The sequence below is a fragment of the Actinopolyspora lacussalsi genome, from assembly GCA_030803735.1.
Lineage (GTDB): Bacteria > Actinomycetota > Actinomycetes > Mycobacteriales > Pseudonocardiaceae > Actinopolyspora > Actinopolyspora lacussalsi.
Genome location: JAURUC010000001.1, coordinates 1,305,420 through 1,328,657, shown reverse-complemented (window position 1 = coordinate 1,328,657; position 23,238 = coordinate 1,305,420). Strand labels below are relative to the sequence as shown.

20 protein-coding genes are annotated in these 23,238 nt (G+C 67.8%); 6 read left to right on the top strand and 14 right to left on the bottom strand.

Annotated features, from left to right (window positions below; all coding sequences use genetic code 11):
• Nucleotides 1-35 precede the first annotated feature (35 nt).
• Together J2S53_RS05810 and J2S53_RS05805 are read right to left on the bottom strand one after the other, a co-directional pair.
• Complete coding sequence (locus J2S53_RS05810) at nucleotides 36-461, bottom strand: pyridoxamine 5'-phosphate oxidase family protein (protein ID WP_456240109.1); 426 nt, start codon at nucleotides 459-461, stop codon at nucleotides 36-38.
• Nucleotides 462-708: 247 nt separating this feature from the next.
• Nucleotides 709-1,593 carry a sigma-70 family RNA polymerase sigma factor gene (locus J2S53_RS05805; RefSeq protein ID WP_456240108.1) on the bottom strand — a complete coding sequence of 295 codons (885 nt, stop codon included), beginning with the start codon at nucleotides 1,591-1,593 and terminating at the stop codon, nucleotides 709-711.
• A gap of 76 nt (nucleotides 1,594-1,669) precedes the next feature.
• On the opposite strand from J2S53_RS05805, the gene J2S53_RS05800 reads away from it, so the two are divergent.
• Complete coding sequence (locus tag J2S53_RS05800; protein WP_456240107.1) at nucleotides 1,670-2,122, top strand: carboxymuconolactone decarboxylase family protein; 453 nt, start codon at nucleotides 1,670-1,672, stop codon at nucleotides 2,120-2,122.
• Between the two features lie 195 nt (nucleotides 2,123-2,317).
• On the opposite strand, the gene J2S53_RS05795 is transcribed toward J2S53_RS05800, so the two are convergent.
• The 3 genes from J2S53_RS05795 to J2S53_RS05785 form a co-directional block, all read right to left on the bottom strand.
• Nucleotides 2,318-3,529 carry an MFS transporter gene (locus tag J2S53_RS05795; RefSeq protein WP_456240106.1) on the bottom strand — a complete coding sequence of 404 codons (1,212 nt, stop codon included), beginning with the start codon at nucleotides 3,527-3,529 and terminating at the stop codon, nucleotides 2,318-2,320.
• Nucleotides 3,526-4,236, bottom strand: coding sequence for a GntR family transcriptional regulator (locus J2S53_RS05790; RefSeq protein WP_456240105.1), 711 nt, complete (start codon nucleotides 4,234-4,236; stop codon nucleotides 3,526-3,528). Before J2S53_RS05790 ends, J2S53_RS05795 begins: the two co-directional genes overlap by 4 nt.
• 81 nt (nucleotides 4,237-4,317) lie before the next feature.
• Nucleotides 4,318-5,112: an IclR family transcriptional regulator gene (locus J2S53_RS05785; protein WP_456240104.1), complete on the bottom strand. Its 795-nt coding sequence runs from the start codon at nucleotides 5,110-5,112 to the stop codon at nucleotides 4,318-4,320.
• A 152-nt stretch (nucleotides 5,113-5,264) separates the two neighbouring features.
• On the opposite strand from J2S53_RS05785, the gene J2S53_RS05780 reads away from it, so the two are divergent.
• The 3 genes from J2S53_RS05780 (at nucleotide 5,265) to J2S53_RS05770 (ending at nucleotide 7,499) form a co-directional block, all read left to right on the top strand.
• Nucleotides 5,265-5,963, top strand: coding sequence for a CoA transferase subunit A (locus J2S53_RS05780; RefSeq protein ID WP_456240103.1), 699 nt, complete (start codon nucleotides 5,265-5,267; stop codon nucleotides 5,961-5,963).
• A 146-nt stretch (nucleotides 5,964-6,109) separates the two neighbouring features.
• Nucleotides 6,110-6,754 (top strand): 3-oxoacid CoA-transferase subunit B, encoded by a 645-nt coding sequence (locus tag J2S53_RS05775; RefSeq protein WP_456240102.1) that lies wholly within the window; start codon nucleotides 6,110-6,112, stop codon nucleotides 6,752-6,754.
• Nucleotides 6,755-6,890: 136 nt separating this feature from the next.
• Nucleotides 6,891-7,499, top strand: coding sequence for a dihydrofolate reductase family protein (locus J2S53_RS05770; RefSeq protein ID WP_456240101.1), 609 nt, complete (start codon nucleotides 6,891-6,893; stop codon nucleotides 7,497-7,499).
• 124 nt (nucleotides 7,500-7,623) lie between these two features.
• Here J2S53_RS05770 and J2S53_RS05765 read toward each other — a convergent pair whose 3' ends face one another.
• The 9 genes from J2S53_RS05765 to J2S53_RS05725 form a co-directional block, all read right to left on the bottom strand.
• Nucleotides 7,624-8,178, bottom strand: coding sequence for a dihydrofolate reductase family protein (locus tag J2S53_RS05765; protein WP_456240100.1), 555 nt, complete (start codon nucleotides 8,176-8,178; stop codon nucleotides 7,624-7,626).
• Between the two features lie 50 nt (nucleotides 8,179-8,228).
• Nucleotides 8,229-8,711, bottom strand: coding sequence for a helix-turn-helix domain-containing protein (locus tag J2S53_RS05760; protein WP_456240099.1), 483 nt, complete (start codon nucleotides 8,709-8,711; stop codon nucleotides 8,229-8,231).
• A gap of 496 nt (nucleotides 8,712-9,207) precedes the next feature.
• Nucleotides 9,208-9,708 carry a TspO/MBR family protein gene (locus J2S53_RS05755; protein WP_456240098.1) on the bottom strand — a complete coding sequence of 167 codons (501 nt, stop codon included), beginning with the start codon at nucleotides 9,706-9,708 and terminating at the stop codon, nucleotides 9,208-9,210.
• A 509-nt stretch (nucleotides 9,709-10,217) separates the two neighbouring features.
• Nucleotides 10,218-11,453, bottom strand: coding sequence for a right-handed parallel beta-helix repeat-containing protein (locus tag J2S53_RS05750; protein ID WP_456240097.1), 1,236 nt, complete (start codon nucleotides 11,451-11,453; stop codon nucleotides 10,218-10,220).
• Between the two features lie 362 nt (nucleotides 11,454-11,815).
• Complete coding sequence (locus J2S53_RS05745) at nucleotides 11,816-12,460, bottom strand: LutC/YkgG family protein (protein WP_092972914.1); 645 nt, start codon at nucleotides 12,458-12,460, stop codon at nucleotides 11,816-11,818.
• On the bottom strand, nucleotides 12,457-13,911 hold the full coding sequence (locus tag J2S53_RS05740; RefSeq protein ID WP_456240096.1) for a LutB/LldF family L-lactate oxidation iron-sulfur protein: 1,455 nt from the start codon (nucleotides 13,909-13,911) through the stop codon (nucleotides 12,457-12,459). Before J2S53_RS05740 ends, J2S53_RS05745 begins: the two co-directional genes overlap by 4 nt.
• Nucleotides 13,908-14,645 (bottom strand): (Fe-S)-binding protein, encoded by a 738-nt coding sequence (locus J2S53_RS05735; RefSeq protein WP_456240095.1) that lies wholly within the window; start codon nucleotides 14,643-14,645, stop codon nucleotides 13,908-13,910. Before J2S53_RS05735 ends, J2S53_RS05740 begins: the two co-directional genes overlap by 4 nt.
• Before the next feature lie 154 nt (nucleotides 14,646-14,799).
• Nucleotides 14,800-16,296 (bottom strand): rhamnulokinase, encoded by a 1,497-nt coding sequence (locus tag J2S53_RS05730; RefSeq protein WP_456240094.1) that lies wholly within the window; start codon nucleotides 16,294-16,296, stop codon nucleotides 14,800-14,802.
• Between the two features lie 105 nt (nucleotides 16,297-16,401).
• Nucleotides 16,402-18,552: a bifunctional aldolase/short-chain dehydrogenase gene (locus J2S53_RS05725; protein ID WP_456240093.1), complete on the bottom strand. Its 2,151-nt coding sequence runs from the start codon at nucleotides 18,550-18,552 to the stop codon at nucleotides 16,402-16,404.
• A 294-nt stretch (nucleotides 18,553-18,846) separates the two neighbouring features.
• Between J2S53_RS05725 and J2S53_RS05720 the strand changes: the two genes are divergently transcribed.
• Nucleotides 18,847-19,893 carry a substrate-binding domain-containing protein gene (locus J2S53_RS05720; protein ID WP_092928387.1) on the top strand — a complete coding sequence of 349 codons (1,047 nt, stop codon included), beginning with the start codon at nucleotides 18,847-18,849 and terminating at the stop codon, nucleotides 19,891-19,893.
• A 469-nt stretch (nucleotides 19,894-20,362) separates the two neighbouring features.
• Complete coding sequence (locus J2S53_RS05715; RefSeq protein WP_456240092.1) at nucleotides 20,363-23,107, top strand: exo-rhamnogalacturonan lyase family protein; 2,745 nt, start codon at nucleotides 20,363-20,365, stop codon at nucleotides 23,105-23,107.
• The last annotated feature ends 131 nt before the right edge of the window (nucleotides 23,108-23,238 follow it).

The following is a 23,238-nucleotide window of genomic DNA, read 5'->3' as shown; positions in this document are numbered from 1 at the left end:
TGGCGGCGAACTGTGCTTTCCGGCCGTGGAACCGGTCATGCCCGCCACGTGTCACGGCCTGCCATGCCGTACTGCTTGAGTACGAGGGCTTGGCGGGGCCGGACTGCCACGAAGCACGCTTCCGGAGATTCCGGTCCGTCGGGGACGAAGTCGTTCAGGTCATAGGAGAATACGTCGGTCCAGAGTCGTCGTTTGGTGTCGATGTCGGTGTGCACGGTCGCGGTGCCCCATATCTCCACACCGTCACCGCTCTCGTCGACCTGCCAGTGCAGGGCGACGTTGGGATTGTGAGCGATATTGCGGACTTTGACGGATCTCGCACCGGTCGAGATCCACATCGCGTCGTTCTGCCAAGCCGGCCAGATCGGCACGACATCCGGATTGCCGTCACGTCCGACCGTGGCGATGTGCGCCCAGTTCGACAACCGGGCGGTCTCGGCCTTTACCTCGTCGAGTTCCACAGCATCCTCCGATCCGTCCGACGCAGGTCTGGTGAACCACGGTCCGCGTATCCAACTTAACCCTGCCGTGACAGTAGTGCTCGGTCATTCCGCTGACTGTTGCGGCACTCGAGGTTGTCCCTGAACATTCACCACGTTCGAAGACGGATCGATTTCACGACTCGGCGCACGTTATCCACTCGGTGCGTTCCCGGGTAGCGGTGCGCTCGGTTCGTGGTGTCAGTTCGACGAGCTCGCGCACTCCCGTTCAGCTCGGTTTCCGATCGAGGTCTTGTCCCGTGACGTTCGTCAGGCGTCGCGGATCGGTCAGGATATCGATCTCGACTATCCATCCGTCACTGATCGTGAACGCCAGCACCGCTGTCGGTCGTCCATTGCTGGTGGCCAGGATGCCGGGATCGCCGTTGACCACCACGAAGCGCGCGTGCAGTCCGGCCGCTCGGTACATCGTCGCTTGTTCGGCGATCTCGGCAGGGCCTCGTACGAGCTTCGAGCCGGCACCTCCGGTGTCGACGCGCAGTAGGGCGTCCGGGTGCAGGAGTGTGACCAGCCCGGCGAAGTCACCGCCGCGTGCGGCCGTGAGCCACGCATCGATGATCTCGCGCTGGCGTGCGCGGTCGGGCTGCCCAGTGGGGTTCGACCTCTGGACCCGCTGCCTGGCTCGGCTGGCGAGCTTTCGAGCCGCCGCCGGTGTTCGGTCCACCATCGGGGCGATCTTCTCGAAGGGCACGGCGAACATGTCGTGCAGTACGAACGCGAGCCGCTCCGCCGGTTCCAGCGTGTCCAGCACGACCAGCAGTGCCAGGCCGACGGAGTGGGCGAGGACACCCTGTTCGGCCGGGTCGGCCGTGTCGTCGGACTCAACGACCGGATCGGGTACCCGTGCGTCCAGCGGTTCTTCTCGTCGGTTCGCCCGTGCGCGCAGCATGTTCAGACACTGTCGGGAGACGATCGTCGTGAGCCAGCCGCCGATGTTGTCCACGTCCTCGCCCGACGCGCGTGAGACTCGCAGCCAGGTCTCCTGCACCGCATCGTCGGCCTCGGTGAACGACCCCAGCATCCGATATGCCATCGCCCGCAGGCGTGGACGGTGTTCCTCGAACCTCGCGGCCCAGAATTCTGCGTCCCGCACTGTCACAACCTCTCGTTCCGATGGGTCATCCCTGTGACCCGCTCCGACGGGGCGGATGTGACACCGGGAGGACATTATGCAGGCTCGGATGACCAACCCCGTGATGGTGCTGCCCGACGCCATGCGGGCACTGCTCGAACTCGGCAGGGTCGCGCAGTCGGGCACCGTACCCGAAACCACCCACAGGTTGATCCACCTCCGCGTCAGCCAGATCAACGGTTGCGGCATGTGCGTCGACATGCACTCCAGAGAGCTCAAGGAGTCCGGTGAGAAGGACGAGCGGATCTGGGGCGTCGGTGCGTGGCGGGAGTCGCCGTACTTCAGCGACGCTGAGCGTACGGCATTGGAACTCGCCGAGTGCGTGACCCGCATCGCCGACCGTGCCGAGGCCGTGCCGGACGAGGTTTGGAACAGGGCGGCCGAGTACTACGACGAGGAGGAACTCTCGTCGCTGCTGTTGTCGATCGCGGCGATCAACGTCTGGAACCGGATCAATGTCGCCACCCGGCAGCCCGCGGGCTCTTCCTGATCTCGCCGGAGCCGCCGGACCAGGTGTGCGAGGTCGTGTTCCCGTGATGGTGTGGCACGGCCTTCGCACCCTGGCCGCCCCGCTCGTGTTGCGTACGCATCGCATACCTCCGCACTGCCGAAACCGGCCCCACCCCTGTGGGACGAACGTGCTGTCATCGCCGTACCGCGGCGAGCGCGGTCCGGCCGGACCCTGTCATTCGCCCGGGCCGAACCGGGCCAGCCCGCCGGTGGCGAGGAGCAACACCGCGGCGAACAGCAGGGCGCTCGCCGCTCCCAGCGAACCGGACACCGCGCTCGCGCAGGCGGGCAGCGCCACCTGGCCCGCGCGGTTGGTCCACAGCCGCAGCGCGAGTCCGGAACCGCGGTTGGCCGCGCCCGCCGTGCGCACTACCGCGGTCATGGTCAGCGGTTGGCCGATTCCGAGCAGGAATCCGCCGATTCCGAGCGCGGCGGCCATCGCCACCACTCCCAACCCGGGTGCGGTGACCAGTGCCAGGCACGTTCCGGCGCCGAGGCAGCTGGCGACGATCAGGGTGCGTCGCTGCCACCGCGCCGCCAGGTACCCCAACCCCAGTCGCGACAGGATCGAGGCCGCCGACCGCACCGCCAGCAGCACACCGGCCAGCGCGGGGGCGATGCCGCGGTTCTCGGCGATCAGCGGCAGATAGGCCGTGAGCAGGTCGACCGCGCCGAGCAGCGCGAGGCTGGTGAACAATCCGGTGGCCATCCCCGGCCTGCGCAGCAGGCTGAGCGTCCCCCGCCGGTCGCCGGATTCAGGGACTCGGGTAGTACCGGAAGTGCCGCGACGCAGCAGCAGGGCGGGCAGCACACCGACGGCGGCCGTGATCGCCCCGACCAGGAACGCCTCGCTCGTCGCCCCGGTCAACGCATCCCCGGAGGCCTGCCCCAGCAGCAGCCCCGAGCCCAGCGGGCCGAGCATCTGCCCGACGGACACGGCGGCGGTGAACAGGCCGAAGTTACGGTCCAGCGCGTCGTCGGCGGAGACCGTGGTGATGAAGCGCTGACCACCCATCATGAACACGATGTGCCCCAGGCCGAGTACGGCCGAACCGACGGTCACCCCCGGCAGCGAGGTCGAACTCGCCAACCACAGCGGGGCGGCGACGAGCAGGCAGGTTCCGGTGAGCAGTACCGGCACGGTTCCGCCGTGGCGGTCGGTGTAGCGGCCCAGCGGTAACGCCACCACGAGCGACAGCACCGCGTAGGCGGCCGTAATGAGTCCGACCGCGACCTCGCCACCGCCGAGGGAGATGGTGCGGTACGAGATCAGTGGTCGGGCCAGGTTGAGGGTGGTCTGGGTGCAGACGACGCACACCAGCAGCAGTGCCAGTCGCGGGGAGAGGCCCTTCGGGAGCGAGACGCCCTTCGTTCTCGTCGGGCTCACGTGGTCGGGCCGATCTCGACGTCGAAGGTGCCCGCGTTGATCCCGGTGGTGAGCTGCTCGATGATCGCCTCCCGCGTGCGGGAGAGGTGCTCGGTGAGTGTGGCCGCGGCCTCCTCGGCGTTGCCGTCGAGCACCGCACGGCACATCCGCCGGTGTTCGCGCGCGGATCCGGGCAGCCGCCGGGTCGCCGAGTGCGCGACTTCGAGCAGCCGTGCGGACTGACCACGCTGGTGGGCGATCGTCCGGGCGAGCTGCTCGTTGTGGCATGCGGCGGTGATGGCCAGGTCGAACCGTTCGGTCAGCCGGTGGAAGGGCGGTGCCAGCTCGGCGTGCGGTGTCGTTTCGATCCGTTCGGCCAGGGTGTCGAGTTCACCTGCGATCTCGGTGAACTCGGTGAGCAGTTCGGGGCGGTTCCGGCCGTCCTCGGTGACCATCCGCACGGCCGCGGGCTCCAGGATCATGCGGAACTCGAACAACGTCCGGACACCGTGCAGTGAGATCGGTGCGACGCGCGCTCCCGAACCCGGGGTGAAACTGATCAGCCCTTCGTGCGAGAGCTGTCGAATCGCCTCCCGCACCGGCGTGCGGGAGGCTCCGAGGCGCTCCGCCAGGCTCGTCTCGCTCAGCTGCGTCCCGGGCGGTAGTTCCATCTTCTCGATCAGCTCGCGCAGGCGCAGGTAGACGGCGTGGGTCTTACCGGACGACATCGCTCTCCTCGAGTGGGATACAGGGCAGTATACAAGCCGGTGTGCACGAGGTCCGCCGGTGTCGCGAGCGGCGGTTTCGGCTCAGTGCGCTGTCCGGTGCTCCGGGACGTCGAGCGTGCGGCCGAGGACGTGGGCCTCGTGCAGCAGCAGGGCGCCGAGTTCGGGGCGGCGCTCCGGACGGAACCGGGTCTCGACACCGGTCAGGGTCAGTGCCCAAGCGGGTCGGCCGGACCGGTCGAAGACGGCCGAGGCCATTCCCCAGCTTCCCTCTACCACCAGTCCCGGGTTGACGGCGTAGCCGTCGCGACGCGTGCGGGCGATGCGCTCTCGGACCGCCTCGGGAGAGTGCGACGGGCCCCACCGCTCGGTCAGGTCGGTGCGTCCGAGATAGGCGTCGATCTCGGCGTCGTCGAGAAAAGCGAGCAGGGCCAGCCCCGCCGAGACGACTCCCAGCGGGAACCGGGCTCCCTCGTGGAGCACGAACGAACGGATCGGGAAGTCGCCGTTCTCCCGGACAAGGCACACCGTTTCCTCGCCCCGAAGTGCCGAGAAGAACGCGCTCTCGCCGGTTCTGGCCGCCAGCCGGTGCACGTGGGCGCGGGCGTGGTGCGTCACGTCGTAGCGGGTGCCCGAGGTCTGACCCAGCAGGTAGAGCTCGGGACCGAGGAACCACCGCCCGGTTCGACGGTCGCGATCGACGAATCCCTCTTCGGTCAGCGAGCTGAGCAGTCGGTGCACCGTCGGTCGTGGCAGTTCGGTTGCCCTGGCGAGCTCGCTGGTGGCCGCGCCTGCCTCGTTGGCGGCGGAGAGCGCGCGCAGCACGGAGCCGATCCGGGGGACCAGCTGGGCGTTCGGACCGTCGTTCACGGCCGCCATCCTAGCGTTCGCGGAGTGGACGCACTGTCGGTGCGGTGGTCGATCGGCGAGCGATTCGTGGCTCGTTCGTCGTGAATTCTTGTGGCGGAGAGCTGATGGCCCTTTTACTGCCGTCTGTTCGTTCAGTGGACTCGAGATCACGAGGTGACGAGTTGTCCGAGTTGTGTACCGATGCGCGACAGGCACTGGCCGGGTTGCTCACGGACGGGATGACGGTCGCGGTCGGTGGCTTCGGACTGTGCGGTATCCCGAACGACCTGATCGAGGCCGTCCGTGACAGCGGGGTCACCGGTCTGACGGTGGTGTCCAACAACATGGGTATCGACGGCAAGGGCCTCGGGCTGCTGCTGGAGGACCGCCAAGTGGACAGGGTGATCGCCTCATACGTGGGTGAGAACAAGCTGTTCGCCCAGCAGTACCTGGACGGGACGCTGGCCGTCGAGTTCGCGCCACAGGGGACGCTGGCCGAGCGGCTGCGAGCGGGCGGGGCCGGGATCGCGGCGTTCTACACCCGAGCCGGAGTGGGCACCCCGGTGGCGGAGGGAAAGCCCTCGGCCGAGTTCGACGGGCGGACCTACGTTCAGGAGCGGGGGATCGTCGCCGACGTGGCACTGGTGCACGCCCACACCGTCGATCCCGCCGGCAATCTCACCTATCGGGCCGCCGCGCGAAACTTCAACCCGGTCGTGGCGACCTGCGGAAGAGCCACCGTGGTCGAGGCCGAGAACCTCGACCGGCGGTACCTGGATCCGGAGCGGGTGGTAACTCCCGGGATTTACGTAGACCGCCTGGTTGGCGCCGAACCGCGCGTCAAGGACATCGAAAAGCGCACCGTGCGTCCGATGCGCTGACCGGGCCCGCGGAGCGCTCGCGGGGCTGCACACGCCCGTTCGAACCACCTCCCCGACGTCGCGTCCCCGGAGCGAGAGCCGGTGGAAGGTTCCGCCGAGCGATCCTCCCGACAACCCGACCGGAAAACTTCGAGCAGGAGGTAACCATGGCCTGGAGCCGTGAGCGCATGGCGGAGCTCGCCGCCGCCGAGATCGGCGACGGCGACTACGTCAATCTCGGGATCGGTATCCCGACGCTGGTCGCCAACCACATCCCCGACGACGTGCGTGTGACGCTGCAGAGCGAGAACGGCATTCTCGGCCTCGGCCCGTTCCCGGAGGAGGGTGCGGAGGACGCCGATCTCATCAACGCGGGAAAGCAGACCGTGACGGTCGCTTCCGGCGCGAGCTACTTCGATTCGGCGTCCTCGTTCGCGATGATGCGCGGTGGCCACATCGACATCGCCGTCCTGGGAGCCCTGCAGGTCGGTGAGAACGGTGATCTGGCGAACTGGACGATCCCGGGCGCCATGGTCAAGGGCATGGGCGGTGCCATGGATCTCGTAGTCGGTGCCCGGCGGATCGTCGTGCTCACCGATCACGTGGCCAAGGACGGAACCCCGAAGGTCGTCGAGGAGTGCACGCTGCCGCTGACCGGTTCGGGGGTGGTCAACCGGATCATCACCGATCTGGCGGTGCTCGACGTGATCCCGGACGGGCTGGAACTGGTCGCCATCGCTCCCGGCGTCACCGAGGAGGAGGTTCGCGACAGCACGCGAGCCCGCTTCCGCCAACGGCTCCCGATCGGATGACGTCGCGACCTCCTCGGTGTGCGAGGAAACGCCGGTGGGAGGCAGAATCGGGGTGTCCAGGGAAAATCATCGACCGAACCGGGCCACGTCGCGGCCGGCCCGGTTGGTTCCCCGATCCCGAGAGCCAGGACTGCTCATGCGTGAACTGGTGGTAACCACATTCGTGAGTCTCGACGGTGTGATGCAGGCACCCGGTGGTCCCGAAGAGGACCGGGAGGGGAGCTTCGAGCACGGTGGGTGGGTCGTCCCCTACTTCGACGACGATCTGGGCAGGTGGATCGACGAGTGGTTCGCCGGGGCCGAGGACTTCCTGCTCGGACGCGGGACCTACGAGATCTTCGCCGCCTACTGGCCCTACGTGCGCGACGAGGGAGACACCGTCGCCCGGGCACTGAACACATGTCCCAAGCACGTCGCCTCGCGGACGCTGCGGCGGGTCGACTGGGAGGGGGCGTCCCTGCTGGGATCCGATGTCGTGGGCGCCGTCGAGGAGCTGAAACACCGGGACGGGGGTGAGCTGCAGGTGCACGGCAGTCACGGACTCGTCCAGACGTTGTTGGAACACGACCTGGTCGACGAGCTGCGGTTGATGACTTTCCCGCTGCTGCTCGGCAGCGGGAAACGACTGTTCGCACACGGGACGGTCCCGACCGGACTGCGGCTGGCCAAGTCCTCGCCGACGAGCAACGGTGTCCTCGTCACGAGTTACGAACGCGCCGGGGGCGTGCGCACCGGTTCGTTCTGACGAGGTTCGAATACGGCTGCCCCGCCAGGCGAGAAAGCGCATCCGCCGCAGCGTGCTGCTGGGATCCATGCCACTGCCGCTACGACCGGCGGAATCGATACGACGGTGATCGTTCTGGTGCTCATCACTTCGGTCGATAGGTGGCGATGATCGTGCCGCTGCTGGTCGAACTGGAATCCACCAGCTCGAGATTCTGCAACGGACTGTTGTCGGCGAACAACTTCCTGCGGCCGCCACCGGCGATCACCGGATGAATCAGCAGCTGCAGCTCGTCGAGCAGACCCCGATCCAACAGGGACACGACAAGACCGGGGCTGCCCGCCACGGTGATCCCCTTCCCGGGAGCGGCTTTGAGTTCCTTGACGGCGCTCGCCAGATCGGCTTCGAGCAGGAAACTGTTCGGCCACTCCGCGACGCTGTCCAAAGTGGTTGAAGCGACGTACTTGGGCGAACCGTTGATCCACCGGGCGAACTCGGAGTCCTCGTCCCCCTCGTCGTAGGACGGCCAGTACCCGGCCCACTCGGTCCAGGTCACCCTCCCCAGCAGCACCGTGTCAGTGGTCTCCAGAGTGGTGGCCAGCGACGCGCCCATCTCCTCGTCGAAGTCGTGCTGCCATTGGTCCGGCGATTCGACGACGCCGTCGAGCGAGATGAACAGACTCGAAACAATCTGGCGCATACTCTCTTCTCCGATTCCTCGTTCCTGAGTCACATGTTGCGGTCGAGAGGCTATGCGCTTGCCAACGTTTCCGTCTTGTACAGCAGCGACAGCGGCTCGTCCGGTTCCGCCGAGGGACGCAACCGCGTCGCGCTCCGCCCGACATATCGCTTCAACGAACGTGCCAAGTGCGGTTGATCGAAATATCCGAGCCGATCGATCACGTCGTGAGCCGACCCGCCCTCCTGGAGCAGTACCGCAGCCTGCCGGGCACGATCGATCTGCCGAACGTCGCCACGGGTCAGCCCGGTCGCAGCCACGAAGCGCCGCTGGAGGGTGCGCTCGGACACCTTCGGCGAGGCCCCGGCAAGCACATCCGTCACGAGCGGATCAGCGCCCAGCACATCCTGGCTTACCAGCCGCTCCACGAACGCCTCGGCATTGTCGTAGGTGGGAAGCGACCACCACCCGCCCTTGAGCCAGAACGAAGCACTCGTCGCGTCGGGAATCTCCACCGAGCTGTCGACCAGCCTGCTGGTCGGAAGATGCGGCATCGACGTGCCGAGCGCGAAAACAATTCCGAAGAATGTCGTATCCACGGGAACCGGGGCTCGGCTCGCTTTCGGTTCGGGCCCACGAACAGCCACGTTCACCTGGCCGCGCTGCTGCCAAATCACCAGCTCCGCTCGCGAGGTCGCGACCGACATCATCCTCGAGACCGCAGTAGAACTACGGCTGCGCCACACTCGCTCGATCCACGGCGACTCCGACGCCCGACTCTCGATGGTCAAACCCACCCCGGCCGATTCCCTTCCGCTGTCGAACAACCCGCTGTCGAGCCACAACCTCACCCCCGCCGAGGGCGCCGCGAGAATTGTGGTGACCGCTACCTCGTTACCGTACGGACGACGCGCGGCGTCGTGCTCGTACTCCCGAACCGCAACGAGCCGGACACTACTGTTGGCCGAGACGGGACGCGACGGTCAGGTCCCAGGGGGTCGAACCCAGCGGATCGGCAACCGCCGTGCCGGAGTGGGGAAACCGGACGTTTCACGTGTTGAGCAGCCATATTGATCCGTTCAACGCGGTGGCGAACAACGTCCAGCCCGCGTAGGGGAGGAGCAGCATCGCAGCCGGTACATGAATGCGGGCGAACAGCACGATCGTGATCACGATGCTGACCAGCAGCAGGATGATGGCGGCGAATGCCGTGCCGTAGAGCCCCGCTCCGAAGAACAACGGGGTCCAGGACAGATTCAGCAGGAGTTGTAGCGCATAGACCCCGAGCGGGATACGTGCCATGCGCACCGAACCGGAGCGACGCCACACGAGCCAGCCGGACAGGGTGATCATCGCGTACAGGACGGTCCAGACGGGTCCGAACAACCAGGACGGCGGTGCCCAGGTCGGTGCGCGCAGCGCCGCGTACTCCTGCCCGGCCGACCCCGCTGCCAGTGTCCCCACCACGGCCACGACCGCCACACAGCCCACGAAAACCGCGGCCCCAGCGAGGTCACGCAACGCGTGCCTGGTCGAGATCGGCCTAGTCATCGTCTCCCCAGTTGCTTGCTCGGCCGGAGAACCTCACGGTCGGGGCAGCCGCGCCCCGTCGCCGAGGTACAGAGCGGCCAGCGTTGCATTCATCGATCGTGTCCAGGATATGCCCACCGGGGCACAGTGCCATTCAGCAATCCGCGGCGTGTACCGAATCGGGCTCCGCGCGTGTCCGGAGCTGCCATGGTGAGCCTTGTCGTGGTTGTTCGGGAGGGATGCGGTCTGCATCGAGTTGCTATGTGAAAGGGGTGTAATCGACGGGCCTCTCCCCTGCACGCTGAACTGGACGAGAACACCGCCGAGGATCTGATGCTGCGGGCGGCGCGCAACCTGGTGGCCATGGAGGAGATCGCGAAGGAGCTCGACGGGTTCACCGACTGATCCGGGATACCGCGGGTTTGTCGCGGGTGGCAGCGTCGAGGCGCGGGAATCGAACTCGTGGGACTGCCGCTCGGCAGCCCCACGAGTGATCGGCCTCGACCGGACATCGCCGTGTCCGGCGTGGATCAGCACACGTCGCGGTAGGAGTTGTCCAGCGTGTTGTTGGTGATGGTTATGTTGTCACCGCACGGGTTCTCGACAATGGCCGAATCGGTGACGGTGAGATTGTGCAGGGTCACGTTTCTGGTCACCGGGAATTCCGATCGCGCGGCCAGCCGGATCGTTCCCGGCCCGGTGACCTGGCCGCTTTCCGCGGCGATTTCGACGTTGTAGCAGTTCTCGACGAGGATCGCGTTGTTCCCGGTGTTGGCGATGTCGATGTTGTCGATCACGGCTCCGCCGCTCTCGGAAACGCAGAACACGCCCCGACCGCCGCCACGGGCGATCACTTCGCCGACGTGGATGTTGGTCGGATAGCTGCCGTTGACGCGTCCGTTCCGGTTGGCCATCCGGAAAGCGGCGTATCCGGTGCCGGTGCCCGCGTTCTGGGCATCGACCGTTCCAACGGTGGCGTTGGTGGTGTCGTTGAGCAGCAGCCCCGAATAGGCGACGTCGCGAGCCACCACGGTGCCCACCGTCAGTCCGTCCACACCGTAGGTCTCCACGCCGTGGTTGTCGGTGCCGGAGACGTAGACGTCGTCGATCCGCACGTTGGTGGTGAGTTCGCCGCGGTCACCGTGGTTGTCGATGCGGATGCCGAGTCCGCCGGACAGTCGCAGGTCGATCTGGCCGAGGTGGATGTCGTTGCCGTTGCGGAAGAAGACCCCGAAGTAGGGCGCCCCGGTGACGCTGAGGTGCTGCACCTCGACGTGGTCGGCGTCGCGACCCCGGACCACGGCGTTGTTGGCGGAGACACCGCCCGTCACGTCGATCGTGCCGCAGGAGTCCAGCACGGTGTAGCTGGGCAGGTCGATGGAGCTGCTCGCGCTCATGGTGCCCGAGTTCCACAGCACCACTCGTTCCTTGCTCTGCCTGCCCGCGGTCAGGCTGTTCACGGCCGCCTGGGTCGCCGCGCGCATGTCGCCGCCGCTGTAGACCCTCGTGGAGCCGTTGCGGGCGACCCAGCTGCCGTCGTTCGTGTACACCTCGGCGTCGTAGGACCCGCTGCCGCAGGTCGCCTGGACCGAGGCGGTGCCGGTCGCCGCGGCCGAGGTGGACACGTCGCCGGTGGTTTCGCTCGCCGTGCTCGGGCCGCCGTCGGCGTATGCCGGTGCCGCGAAGGTCAGTGTCGCCAGCAGGGCCATTCCCAGGATCTTCGGGGTTCGGCCGCGTTCACCGGCCTGTGAGGTGCCGATTCTCATTGTTCGTTCCCGTGGTTGTCGGAAGTTTCACTGCACTGTGTCGGGGCAGCAATCGCCCGGATCTTCCAGTCGGGTTCGTCGTTGAGTGGCTTCTTGCGGTTTCCGCGGAAGGGAAATCGGATTTTCCCACTTTTGGTAAGCGCTTACCAAGTAGACGACGAGTGTATAGGTAGCACGGGTAACAATGTCAAGAGAGCTTCGATGAAACCCCGAATAACACGATTAGCGTTCTGTGAACTGTTTTTCCCATCGGTACGAATCCGAAAAGCGTAGTGGGATCCTCGGTTCGCGCCGGGGAGGTGACGCAGGAAACCGGCACGGCATCGTCGGAGCGACACCGTGCCGGTTTCGGCGGGAAAGGTTCACACGTCGCCTACGATGACGACGTGAAGGTCCCGGGGGCCGTGCACTCCCTCCACCCTTTCCAGCTCGATGTCGCTGGTGGCGGACGGCCCGCTGATGAAGGTCATCGGTCCGGCCGGATCCAGCTCCGCCAGCGCGGCGGGAACGTCGTCGACGATGCGGGAGGCGGCGACGAGGCACACGTGGGTGTCGGGAAGCAGGGTCAGTGCCCTTCGCCCCTGGCCGGGGCCGTGATCCAGCACGATCGTGCCCGTGGTGGCGATGCCGACCGTGCAGGTGGTCAGTACCGCGTCCGCGTTCTCCAGCGTCGTCGTCGACAATCGAGGACGGTCCCCGAGCGTGTCGTGGTGTTCCGCCACCGGATCCGACCACTGTGCGGGCAGACCCTCAGGTACGACCACTCGCCGCGCATCGGCCCGTTCCAGGACGCCCAGCACCGTTTCCGGTGCCTCCGTCGAATCGGTGGTGTGCACCGCGGCACGGTATTCGGCAACCCGTTCCCGGAACAGCTCCGGCAGGGCTTCGACGTGGCGCTGTCCGCGGTACTCACGGGGTATCGAATCGGCCGAGCCACGTTGACCACCGGCGAGCGCGGAACGCACGGACCCGAGTACCGCCTCGCGTGCGTCAGAGGATCGTTTCAACGCTCGTCACCGCTTCCTGTCCGGTTTCGTTCCCACCACTGGCGGAAGGACTCCGAGGCGGGTGCGGGAGCGTCTCGTGCGTCGGTCCAGCGCGACATCGGCCACGGCAGCCTGCCGATCCCACGTCTGCCGAACAACCTTCCGCCCAGCGAGGCGATCCGTTGCGCCCGACCCAGCCGTTTGCTGTCGCCGAAGACCCACCCCAGGCCCCGCATCGCCGTGCCGGTCAGCCGATCGAACCAGCCCTTCCGCTCCCGTGTCGTCCTGTGGCGCAGGTGCACCAACAGTTCTGGGATCTCGATGGCCACCGGGCAGACGTCGTAGCAGGCTCCGCACAGCGTGGACGCGTAAGGCAACGAGGCGGTGTCCTCGGACTCCACGCCGTACAGCTGTGGCGTCAGCACCGCTCCGATCGGTCCCGGATACACCGAGCCGTAGGCGTGGCCCCCGGCGCGTTCGTAGACCGGGCAGACGTTGAGACAGGCCGAACAGCGGATACACCGCAGCGCCTGACTGCCGACCTCGTCGGCCAGCGCCTCGCTTCGCCCGTTGTCCAGCAGCACCACGTGGAAGTTGCTCGGCCCGTCCTCCTCGGTCACGCCGCTGAGCACGGAGGTATAGGGGTTCATCCGTTCGCCGGTGCTCGATCGGGGAAGCAGCTGCAGGAACACCTCGAGATCCCGCCAACTCGGCACGAGCTTCTCGATGCCGACCACGCTGATCAGATTGTCCGGCATGGTCAGGCACATCCGCCCGTTGCCCTCCGACTCGACCACCACGAGACTGCCGGTCTCGGCCACCGCGAAGTTCGCCCCGGAGATGGCCACGTTGGCCCGCAGGAACTTCTCCCGCAAGTGGTGGCGGGCGGCCTCCGCCAGCTGCACCGGGTCGTCGGTGAGGTCCGCCGGTGCGGGGGCGCCGCTCCCCGACATCTCACGCCGGAAGATCTCGCGTATCTCGGAGCGGTTGCGGTGGATGGCCGGAACCAGGATGTGGCTGGGACGGTCCTCGTCCAGCTGGACGATCAGCTCGGCCAGATCCGTCTCCCACGCCGAGATCCCGGCCGAGGCCAGCGCCTCGTTGAGCCCGATCTCCTGGGTGGCCATCGACTTCACCTTGACCGCTTCGGTCTCGCCGGTCTCGCGGACGAGCTCGGTGACGATGCGGTTCGCCTCGGCCGCGTCGCGCGCCCAGTGCACCGTTCCACCGGCAGCCGTGACGGCGGACTCGAATCGCTCGAGGTAGGTGTCCAGCCGGCTCAGGGTGTGTGCCTTGATCGCCGCGCCCGAGGCGCGCAGCTGTTCCCAGTCGTCGAGTTCGTCGACCACCGCGGCGCGCTTGTTCCGGATCGTGCTGGTCGCCCTGCCGAGGTTGTGGCGCAGCTGGGCGTCGCGCACCGCCCGGTGCGCCGCGTCCGGAAAGGTGGGCATCCCCAGATCGACTCCGCTCATCGGTCCTCCTCGGTTCCCGCCAGGATCTCGGCCAGGTGCATCGTGCGAATTCCCTCGCGTTGCCTGTCGAGCAGCCCACCCAGGTGCATCAGACAGGAACTGTCGCTCGCGCACAGGACCTCGGCGCCCGTCTCACGCACGTGCCTTGTCTTGTCGGCCCCCATCGCCACGGAAACGTCCGGGTTCTTCAACGCGAAGGTGCCGCCGAAGCCGCAGCACTGCTCGGCCTCGGGAAGCTCGAGCAACCGGATACCGCGGACCTCGCTCAGCAACCGCCGCGGTTTGTCACCCACCCGCAGCATCCGCAGCGAGTGGCAGGTCGGGTGGTAGGTCACCCGGTGCGGGAAGTAGGAGCCGACGTCGGTCACTCCGAGCACGTCCACCAGGAACTCGGAGAGCTCGTAGACGTGGGGCGAGACCCGGTCGACCGCCTCGGACAGCTTCCGGTCCCCGCTGCGCTCGGCCACGATGTCGTGCTGGTGCCGAATCGAGCCCACGCAGGAGCCGGAGGGGGCCACCACGTGATCGTAGCCCTCGAAGGCGGTGACGAAGCTCCGCACCGCCGGGACGGCCTGCTCGTGATACCCCGTGTTGGTGTGCATCTGGCCGCAGCAGGTCTGTCCCGGCGGGAAGTCCACCGTGCACCCCAGTCGTTCGAGCACCCGTAGCGTGGCGCGCACCGCCCCCGGAAAGAGCGTGTCCCCGAGACAGGTCGCGAACAGCGCTACTCGCATAACAGCGGTTTCCTTCCTGGTAAGCTCCCGCGACGGCCCCGGTTCCCGTGCTCGGGTCCCGATCGCGCACCCGAACCGGACGAGGGGGCCGTCGCCGGTTCCGGAGATTCGGCGACAGTGCGGGCATCCGAAAGACGCCGTCGGAGAGCTGTCCTCATTCGACTGTCGCACGTGTGCTGGTGCCCGTGCGATCACGGACACGGCGGTCCACAGTATCCCACGCGTCGGCCGAGTCGCCGGGTTCGAAACGCCGCAGCGGTTGTGTGGCCGCCACGAGCGCGCGCAGTTCGGACAGGTCACCGGCCATGCCGTGCGCGCGTGCCTGGATCAGCACGTTGCCCAACGCGGTCGCCTCGGTGGGGCCGGCGACAACCGGAAGCCCGCAGGCGTCGGCCGTCAGCGAGCACAGCAGCTCGTTGCGGCTGCCGCCGCCTACCAGGTGGACGACCTCGACCTCCCGGTCGGCCAGTTCCGCGACGCCGCGCACCGTCCGGCGGTGGGCCAGCGCGAGGCTTTCCAGCACACACCGAACCGTGGCCTCGGGGCTTTCCGGGACCGGCTCACCGGCCGCGGCGCAGGCCGCGCCGATGGTGGTGGGCATGTCCTGCGGCGCGATGAACGCCGGATCGTCGGTGTCGAGCACGCTGCGGAACGCCGGTTGGCGGGCAGCGCCCTCGAGCAGTTCGTCGAGATCCGCGCGCAGTCCGCGTTCCCGCCAGCAGCGCAGGCACTCCTGCAACAGCCACAGTCCCATCGTGTTGCGCAGGTAGCGAGTGGTGCCGTCGACGCCGCGTTCGTTGGTCACGTTCGCCGCGCGGGAGCGTTCGGTCAGCACGGGTGAGTCCAGCTCCAGCCCCACCAGGGACCACGTGCCGCACGAGATGTAGGCGAATCGCCGATCGGTCGCCGGCACGGCCACCACCGCCGAGGCCGTGTCGTGCGAGGCGACGGATGTCACCCGTACCGACGGGGAGAGCCCGGTGTGAGCGCTGGCCGCGGCCCGCGGCGTTCCGGCGAACTCCCCCGGAGAGCGCAGCGGCGGGAGCACGTGACTCGGAATCCCCAGCCGCCGTGCGAGCTCGTACGCCCAGTCCTCGCCGCGGACGTCGAACAGCTGGGTGGTGGAGGCGTTGGTGATCTCCGCACCGATCTCACCGGTGAGCCAGTAGGTCAGCAGATCGGGGATGAGCAGCAGGGTTTCCGCCGAATCCAGCTCGTCGTCCTCCAGGGAGGCGACGAGTTGGTACAGCGTGTTGATGGGAAGCTGCTGCAGCCCCGTGATGCCGTAGAGCTCGGCGTCGTCGACCCGTTCCCGGACCCGTTCGATCATTCCCGAGTTGCGGGGATCGCGATGGTGCCGTGGATCGGCCAGCAGGGTGCCGTTCCGGTCCAACAGCCCGTAGTCCACTGCCCAGCTGTCGATGCCGATCGAACTGGGGGAGTGCTCGGCGGCGCGGCGCAGCCCCGCCAGCACCTCGCGGTGGATCGTGCCGATGTCCCAGCGCCAGCCGGAGTCGTCCCGGGAGGGACTGTTCCCGAACCGGTGCAGTTCGGTCAGTTCCAGCAGGTCGCTGCCCACCCTGCCCAGCACCACACGGCCGCTGGAGGCTCCCAGGTCGACAGCGGCGCAGTTGAACTCGTTGCTCGTCATCGCGATCTCGTTCCCAAAGGTGTCGACGGGTGACCGACGGGACGGTCCGGGTGGTCGGGCAGAGCGGGGGTGCGTGACACGGTGCTCGCACCGGAAGGAGCGCCGTCACCGCAGGAAAGCGGCGGGCACTCCACTGTCGACCGGAACGTGCATTCCCGTCGTGTTGTTCAGGTCGCCGCCGACGAGCGCGAACACCGCCGCGGCCACGTGCTCGGGCAGTACCTCCCGCTTGAGCAGCGTGCGCTGGGCGTAGAACTCGCCGAGCTCGGTTTCCTTCACCCCGTAGTGGGCCGCTCGCTGCGCGCCCCAGCCACCGGCGAAGATTCCCGAACCACGCACCACGCCGTCCGGGTTCACGCCGTTGACCCGGATCCCGTGTTCACCCAGCTCGGCGGCCAGCAGTCGCACCTGGTGCGCCTGGTCGGCCTTGGTGGCTCCGTAGGCCACGTTGTTCTGCCCGGCGAACACGGAGTTCTTGCTGGCGATGTAGACGATGTCACCGCCCTGCCCCGCCGCCGTCATGCCGCGTGCGGCTTCCCGGGACACCAGGAACGAGCCCCGCGCCATCACGTCGTGCTGGAGGTCCCAGTCCGCCACGGTGGTTTCCAGCAGCGGTTTGGAGATGGACATCCCGGCGTTGTTGACCACCAGATCCACCCCGCCGAAGGATCGGGCCGCCACCGCGAACAGCTCGCCGACCTCGGACTCGTCGGTGACATCGACGCCGACCGCCACGGCCTTGTCCGGGCCGCCGAGTTCGGTGGCCAGTTCCTCGGCCGATTCGGTGTCCCGGTCGGCCAACACCACGCAGGCACCCTCGGCGTTGAGTCGGCGAGCGGTTGCCCTGCCGATGCCCGAGCCACCGCCGGTGACCAGCGCGACGCGACCCGCCAGCGGTTTCGGGGCGGGCATGCGGGCGAGCTTGGCCTCCTCCAGCGCCCAGTACTCGATGCGGAACTTCTCGGATTCCTCGATCGGCTGGTACCGCGACACCGCCTCCGCGCCGCGCATCACGTTGATCGCGTTGACGTAGAACTCACCGGCGACCCGGGCGGTCTGCTTGTCCTTGCCGAAGGAGAACATGCCCACGCCCGGCACCAGCACGATCGCCGGATCGGCTCCCCGCATGGCCGGCGAGTCGGTGTCGGCGTGGCGGTGGTAGTACTCGCTGTAGCGCTGCCGGTAGGAGGTATGCAGCTGCCGCAGCCGTTCGACCACGTCCTCCAGCGGTGCGGTGGGTGGCAGGTCCAGCACCAGCGGGCGCACCTTGGTGCGCAGGAAGTGGTCGGGGCACGAGGTGCCGAGGTCGGCCAGCTGGGGGTGTTTCTCCCGTGCCAGGAAGTCCAGTACTTCCCGTCGGTCGTCGTAGTGGCCGACCTGCGTGTTGTCGGTGGAGACCAGTCCCCGGATCACCGGTGCGAGTGCGGCGGCCCGTGCGTGCCGCTCGGTCTCGGGCAGTGCCTCGTTGGCCGGGACCGGGGGTCCGAACGGTTCGGGATCTCCCCGCTCGGCGAGGAACTCCTCCGCGGTGCGGATGAGCCACAGCGAGTTCCGTTCGCACTCCTCACTCGTCTCGCCCCAGGCGGTGATGCCGTGTCCACCGAGGATCACTCCGACCGCCCGCGGGTGCCGGTTCCGGACCTCGGCGATGTCCAGTCCGAGTTGGAATCCCGGGCGTCGCCAGGGAACCCACACGACCTTGTCGCCGAAGCACTCCTCGGTCAGTTTCGGACCGTCGGCCGCCGTGGCGAGTGCGATCCCCGCGTCGGGGTGCAGGTGGTCGACGTGTTCGGCCTCGACGAGCCCGTGCATGGCGGTGTCGATCGAGGGCGCCGCGCCGCCCTTGCCGTACAGGCAGTGGTCCAGGGCCGCGACCATCTCGTCCTCGCGCTCCACACCCGGATACACCTCGGTCAGCGCGCGCATCCGTTCCAGCCGCAACACGGCCAGACCGGCCCCGGACAGCGTGCCCAGGTCACCGCCGGACCCCTTGACCCACATCAACCGTTCCGGTGCGGCGGTGACCGGGTCCCGACCGGTGCCCTTGGCCGAGGTGTTGCCGCCCGCGTAGTTGGTGTTGCGCGGATCCGCACCGAGCCGGTGGGACCGGTTCAGCAGTTCGTCGGTCACGTTCTCGGATGGCTGCTCGTTCAACGAATCGGCCCTTTCGTGCTTGGTGAGTGACTCAACTGGTGTGCTTGCTCGGTGTCGGGAGCCCGCTGCGGGAGGTGGTGGGAGTCCCCGCCGACAGGGCATCTCGCCGGGGGCGAGCGGAAGACTCCGATCACGCGCCCCAACCCGCTTGTCGCTTACTCCGTCGTTCGACTGCCGGTTTCTCCTGGTGCCCGTGGACCCGGGAAGGGGCCTCGATTCGCTGGTGCTTCAAGGCCGCCTTGACGGCGTTCTCGTCCGGCATCGCTGGTTGCTCCGATGGTTGAGCGGTGGGGAGGAGGGGGGCCGTTCCGCCAGTGTCGAGTTCGTGGGCGACAGCCGTGAAACGTTTCACTCAGGCGAAGGATAAGATGGGGGGACATCCGAGTCAAGGGAGGTGTGGTGTCGACCGGCGGGAGCAACCGCAAAACCACCGGAGAGGTCAGCATCAAGGACGTCGCCCACCGGGCGGGCGTCTCCATCGGGACCGTCTCCAACGCACTCAACCGTCCTGACCGGGTATCGGCGGACACCCGGTCACGGGTCCGTGCGGTCATCGACGAACTCGGTTACGTGCGCAGCGAGTCGGCTCGCCAACTGCGTTCGGGCGACAGCCGCATGGTCGCGCTGCTGGTGCTCGACATCGGCAACCCGTTCTTCGTCGCGATGTCCCGCGGCGCGGAGCGCGCCGCGCGTGAGCACGGACTCGGCGTCATGATGTGCCACAGTGCCCAGGACTCGGAGGCCGAGTCGCTCTACCTGTCGATGTTCGCCGAGCAGCGGGTGCGTGGTGTGCTGGTGACCCCCGCCGACACCACCGGGGCGAACCTGCTGGCCTTCCGGCGCCACGGGATTCCCTACGTGTTCGTCGACCGGGTGGTCGACAGCGACGACGCCTGCTCGGTCTCGGTCGACGACGTCGCCGGGGGAGAGCTGGCCGTGCGTCACCTCGTCGAGAACGGCCACGAGCGGGTGGCCTACATCAGCGGCCCTCCGAACCTGGCGCAGTGCACCGACCGGCTCGTGGGGGCCCGACGTGCGATCGAGGCGGGCGGCCTGGGGCCGGAGAGTCTGACGGTGCTGGAAACGGCCAAACTCGACGTCGCCTCCGGCCGGGACGCCGGGGCGAGACTGCTGGGGCTGCGACCGCGTCCCACCGCGGTCTTCTGCGCCAACGATCTGCTGGCGCTCGGGTTGTTGCAGGCGATGTTCGACGCGGGCGTGCGGGTGCCCGAGGACGTCGCCCTGGTCGGTTACGACGACATCGAGTTCGCGGCGGCCGCCGCCGTTCCACTGACCTCGGTGCGTCAGCCCGCCGAGCGGATGGGGTCCACCGCCGCCGAGCTGTTGCTGGGGGAGACCGAGGGCGACCCCGCGCACGAGCACGAGAGTGTCATCTATTCCCCCGAGCTCATCGTCCGGCGTTCCACTCTGCCGCGACGGTAGTGGTGGGCGGTCCCGGGCGCGTTCACGTCATGTGTCCGCTCGGGCTCGCTCCCGCCTGCTCGCGATGTTCAAAGATCGTCCATTCCCCGGTTGAGCCGCACTGTCCCGTCGTCGCGGGGTTGGTGCCGTGATTCGGCCGCGTCGCCGGAGCGTTTCCCGGCTGTTGACTGGACCACACTTCGGCTCTACGGTCTCGCTTTATAAAACGTTTCATCAACTCGGGTTCAGGAAACCGCCGCGGCCTGTTCCGCGCGGCACCGTTCGACACGTGCGGGAAACGAGATCGGAGAGTATGGCGGAGTTCTTCGTGGACACCGGCGGTGCCGATCCGGATCAGGCGATGGGCGTACTGGAAAAGACCTTCCATCTCGACTGATCCGGGGTGACCCACCCGGGATTCCAAGGGTTGGCGCCACACCCGTTCTTCGCGTTCAGCGACGGTTCCGAGACCCTCGTTCGGAGGTTGTTCGTGTCAGCGAGTTCCGAGTTCGCGCGTCGTGGATTTCTGGCCGGGGCGGGAGTAACCGCCGCGACCCCGTTGTTCGTCCGTGGTTCCGAGGCCGCCGCTACGCCATCCGGTGGTTCGGACTCCGACCAACCGACCGAGCTGCACTGGCTCGGCAAGGCACCCGGTGCCCCGGTCAACACGACCTGGGGTGTGCCGTGGTCCCGCGGCGAGATGTCGGCGAAAACCTCGTTCGCCCTGACCACGGCCGACGGCGATCCCGTCCCGGTGCAGTCCTGGCCGTTGGCCTACTGGCCCGACGGCACGCTCAAGTGGAGTGGGCACACCGCCGCCGCGAACGCTGCCGCCGAGGGATACCGGTTGAAGCCGGGAGAACCGGCCGCGCCGGACAACGCGGTGAGCGTGTCCGAGCACCGCGACGAGATCCGGCTGAGCAACGGCACGGTCGAGATCGGGCTGGGCAGACACGGAGCCCACGTGATCCGGTCGATCGGACGCGGTGACCGGATCACCGCCGAGAACGGTCGGCTGGCGCTGCTGGTGCAGGACCGCCCGGACGGGGAACACGCCGAACCACGGCGGACCGAGTGGTCCGGGGTGGTCGAAAACGCCGAGGTCGAGCAGCGCGGTCCGGTGCGCGCGGTGGTCAGGCTTTCCGGGCGCTACCGGCGCGACCACGGTCGCAACCGTGGCGCGGGAGGTCGGAAGATGCTGCCCTGGACCATGCGGGTGTATCTCGCGGCAGGCGACGAGTCGCTGAGCCTGGTGCACAACTTCTACTGGGACGCCGACAGTCAGCACGTCTTCGTCCGCGGTATGGGACTGCGGCTCGGCGTTCCGATGGCCGACGACGCGCACAACCGGCACATCCGGTTCGGCACCACCTCGGGCGGAGTGTGGGGTGAGCCCGTGCGGGTGCTCACCGGGTTGCGGCGCGATCCCGGCGAGGCGGTGCGCCACGCGCAGCACGCGGGCGACGCCACGCCGCCACCGGCCGAGTGGTCCCGGGAGGTTCGGGAGGGCTACCGGGATCTGGCGCTGTGGAACGACTTCGCGTTGTTCCAGAGCTCCTCCGAGCACTTCGAGGTGTGGAAACGCACCTCCGCGGAGTCGAGCTGGCTCAAGAACGCCGGTAGGGGAGGTCGAGCCTCGGGGTTCGGTTACGTTGGCGGCGTTTCGGGCGGGCTCGGGGTGGGGATGCACGACTTCTGGCGGCGTTTTCCACGTTCGCTCGACGTGCGCGGTGCCGCGGGGGACACGGCTACCGTGACGCTGTGGTCCTACTCGCCGCACGGCGAGGCCATGGACCTGCGGCACTACGACACCGAGGCACACGGGCTGGGACTGGCCTACGAGGATGTACAGGAGGGATTCAGCACCCCGGAGGGGATCGCGCGTTCCACCGAGATGCGGTTGTGGGCACTGGAATCCACTCCCTCGCGGGAACGGATCGTCCAGCTGTCCGAAGTGGTGGACTCGCCGCCGCAGCTGATCGCCCGTCCGGAGCGCTACCACCGTGCCGGTGTGTTCGGCCGGTGGAGTCTGCCCGACCGCGGCAGCAGTGCGAAGTCCGCGCTGGAGGACTCCCTCGAACGCGACGTCGCTTTCTACGCGGGACAGGTCGACCAACGCCAGTGGTACGGCTTCTGGGACCACGGCGACGTGATGCACACCTACGACGCGGACCGGCACGAATGGCGCTACGACGTGGGTGGTTACGCCTGGGACAACGGCGAGCTCGGCACCGACGCGATGCTGTGGTACGCCTTCCTGCGTTCCGGCGATCCCAACGCCTTCCGACTGGCCCGGGCGATGACCAAGCACATCAGCGAGGTCGACACGCACCATATCGGCCGGTTCGCCGGGTTGGGCTCACGGCACAACGTCTCGCACTGGGGCGACGGTGCCAAGGAGGCACGGGTGTCCGAGTCGTTCACCAAGCGGTTCTGCTACTACCTCACCGCCGACGAGCTGCTGGGAGAACTGATGCGTTCCTCGCTGCGGGCGGACGAGACCATGGTGCGGGTCCCGCCGCTGCGTAACGTGCTGTCCTCGCAGGACCGGGTGCCGACCCGGTTACGCATCGGCCCGGACTGGTACGCGCTGGTCAGCAACTGGCTGACCGAATGGGAACGCACCGGCGAGACCCGTTGGCGGGACCGGATCGTCACCGGTATGCGGGACATCGCGGGCTTTCCCGCCGGGCTGTTCACCGGTGAGGCGGGTGGGGCCGTCGGGTTCGATCCGGAGACGGCACACCTGACCAACCTCGACAAGGGGGATTACCAGAGCAGTTACAACCTGTCGATGGCCTTCTGCGGGGAACAGATCCTGTGGGAGACGCTCGACCTCGTCGACGTTCCCGAGTTCCGGCGGACCCTGCTCGACTTCGCCCGTTACGTGCAGGCTCCCGCCGAGGAGAAGATCGACAGGTTCGGGTTCGACTTCGATCCCGGTGTGTTCAAGACGATCTACTCGCGGGTGACCGCTTGGGCGGGCGAACAGCTGGACGAGCCGTGGCTGCGTCGTCGCGGCTGGCAGCGCTTCACTTCCGATCCCAACGGGCAGCCCTGGCCCGAAGCGGTCAGGGTGGACGGTGCTGCGGTGGCCTCACCGGTGGACGAGATCCCCACCGGCCGCTCGCACAACCAGTCCGGCGACTTCGCCACCTGCGCCACCAACGACGCCGCCCAACGCGGGCTGGCGATCATCTCACTGTTGGCGATCGCCCCGGACGAGGCGCCCTGATTCGCTCCTCGGCCGCCGTGGGTGGGACGGTGCCGGTGCCGTCCCACCGCGTACCGAGAATCCACGGCGGAACCCGTCGCCGTGGCCGGTTACCGACCGGGCGAGCGAGTTCCGCCGTGAGCTCTCCCGGA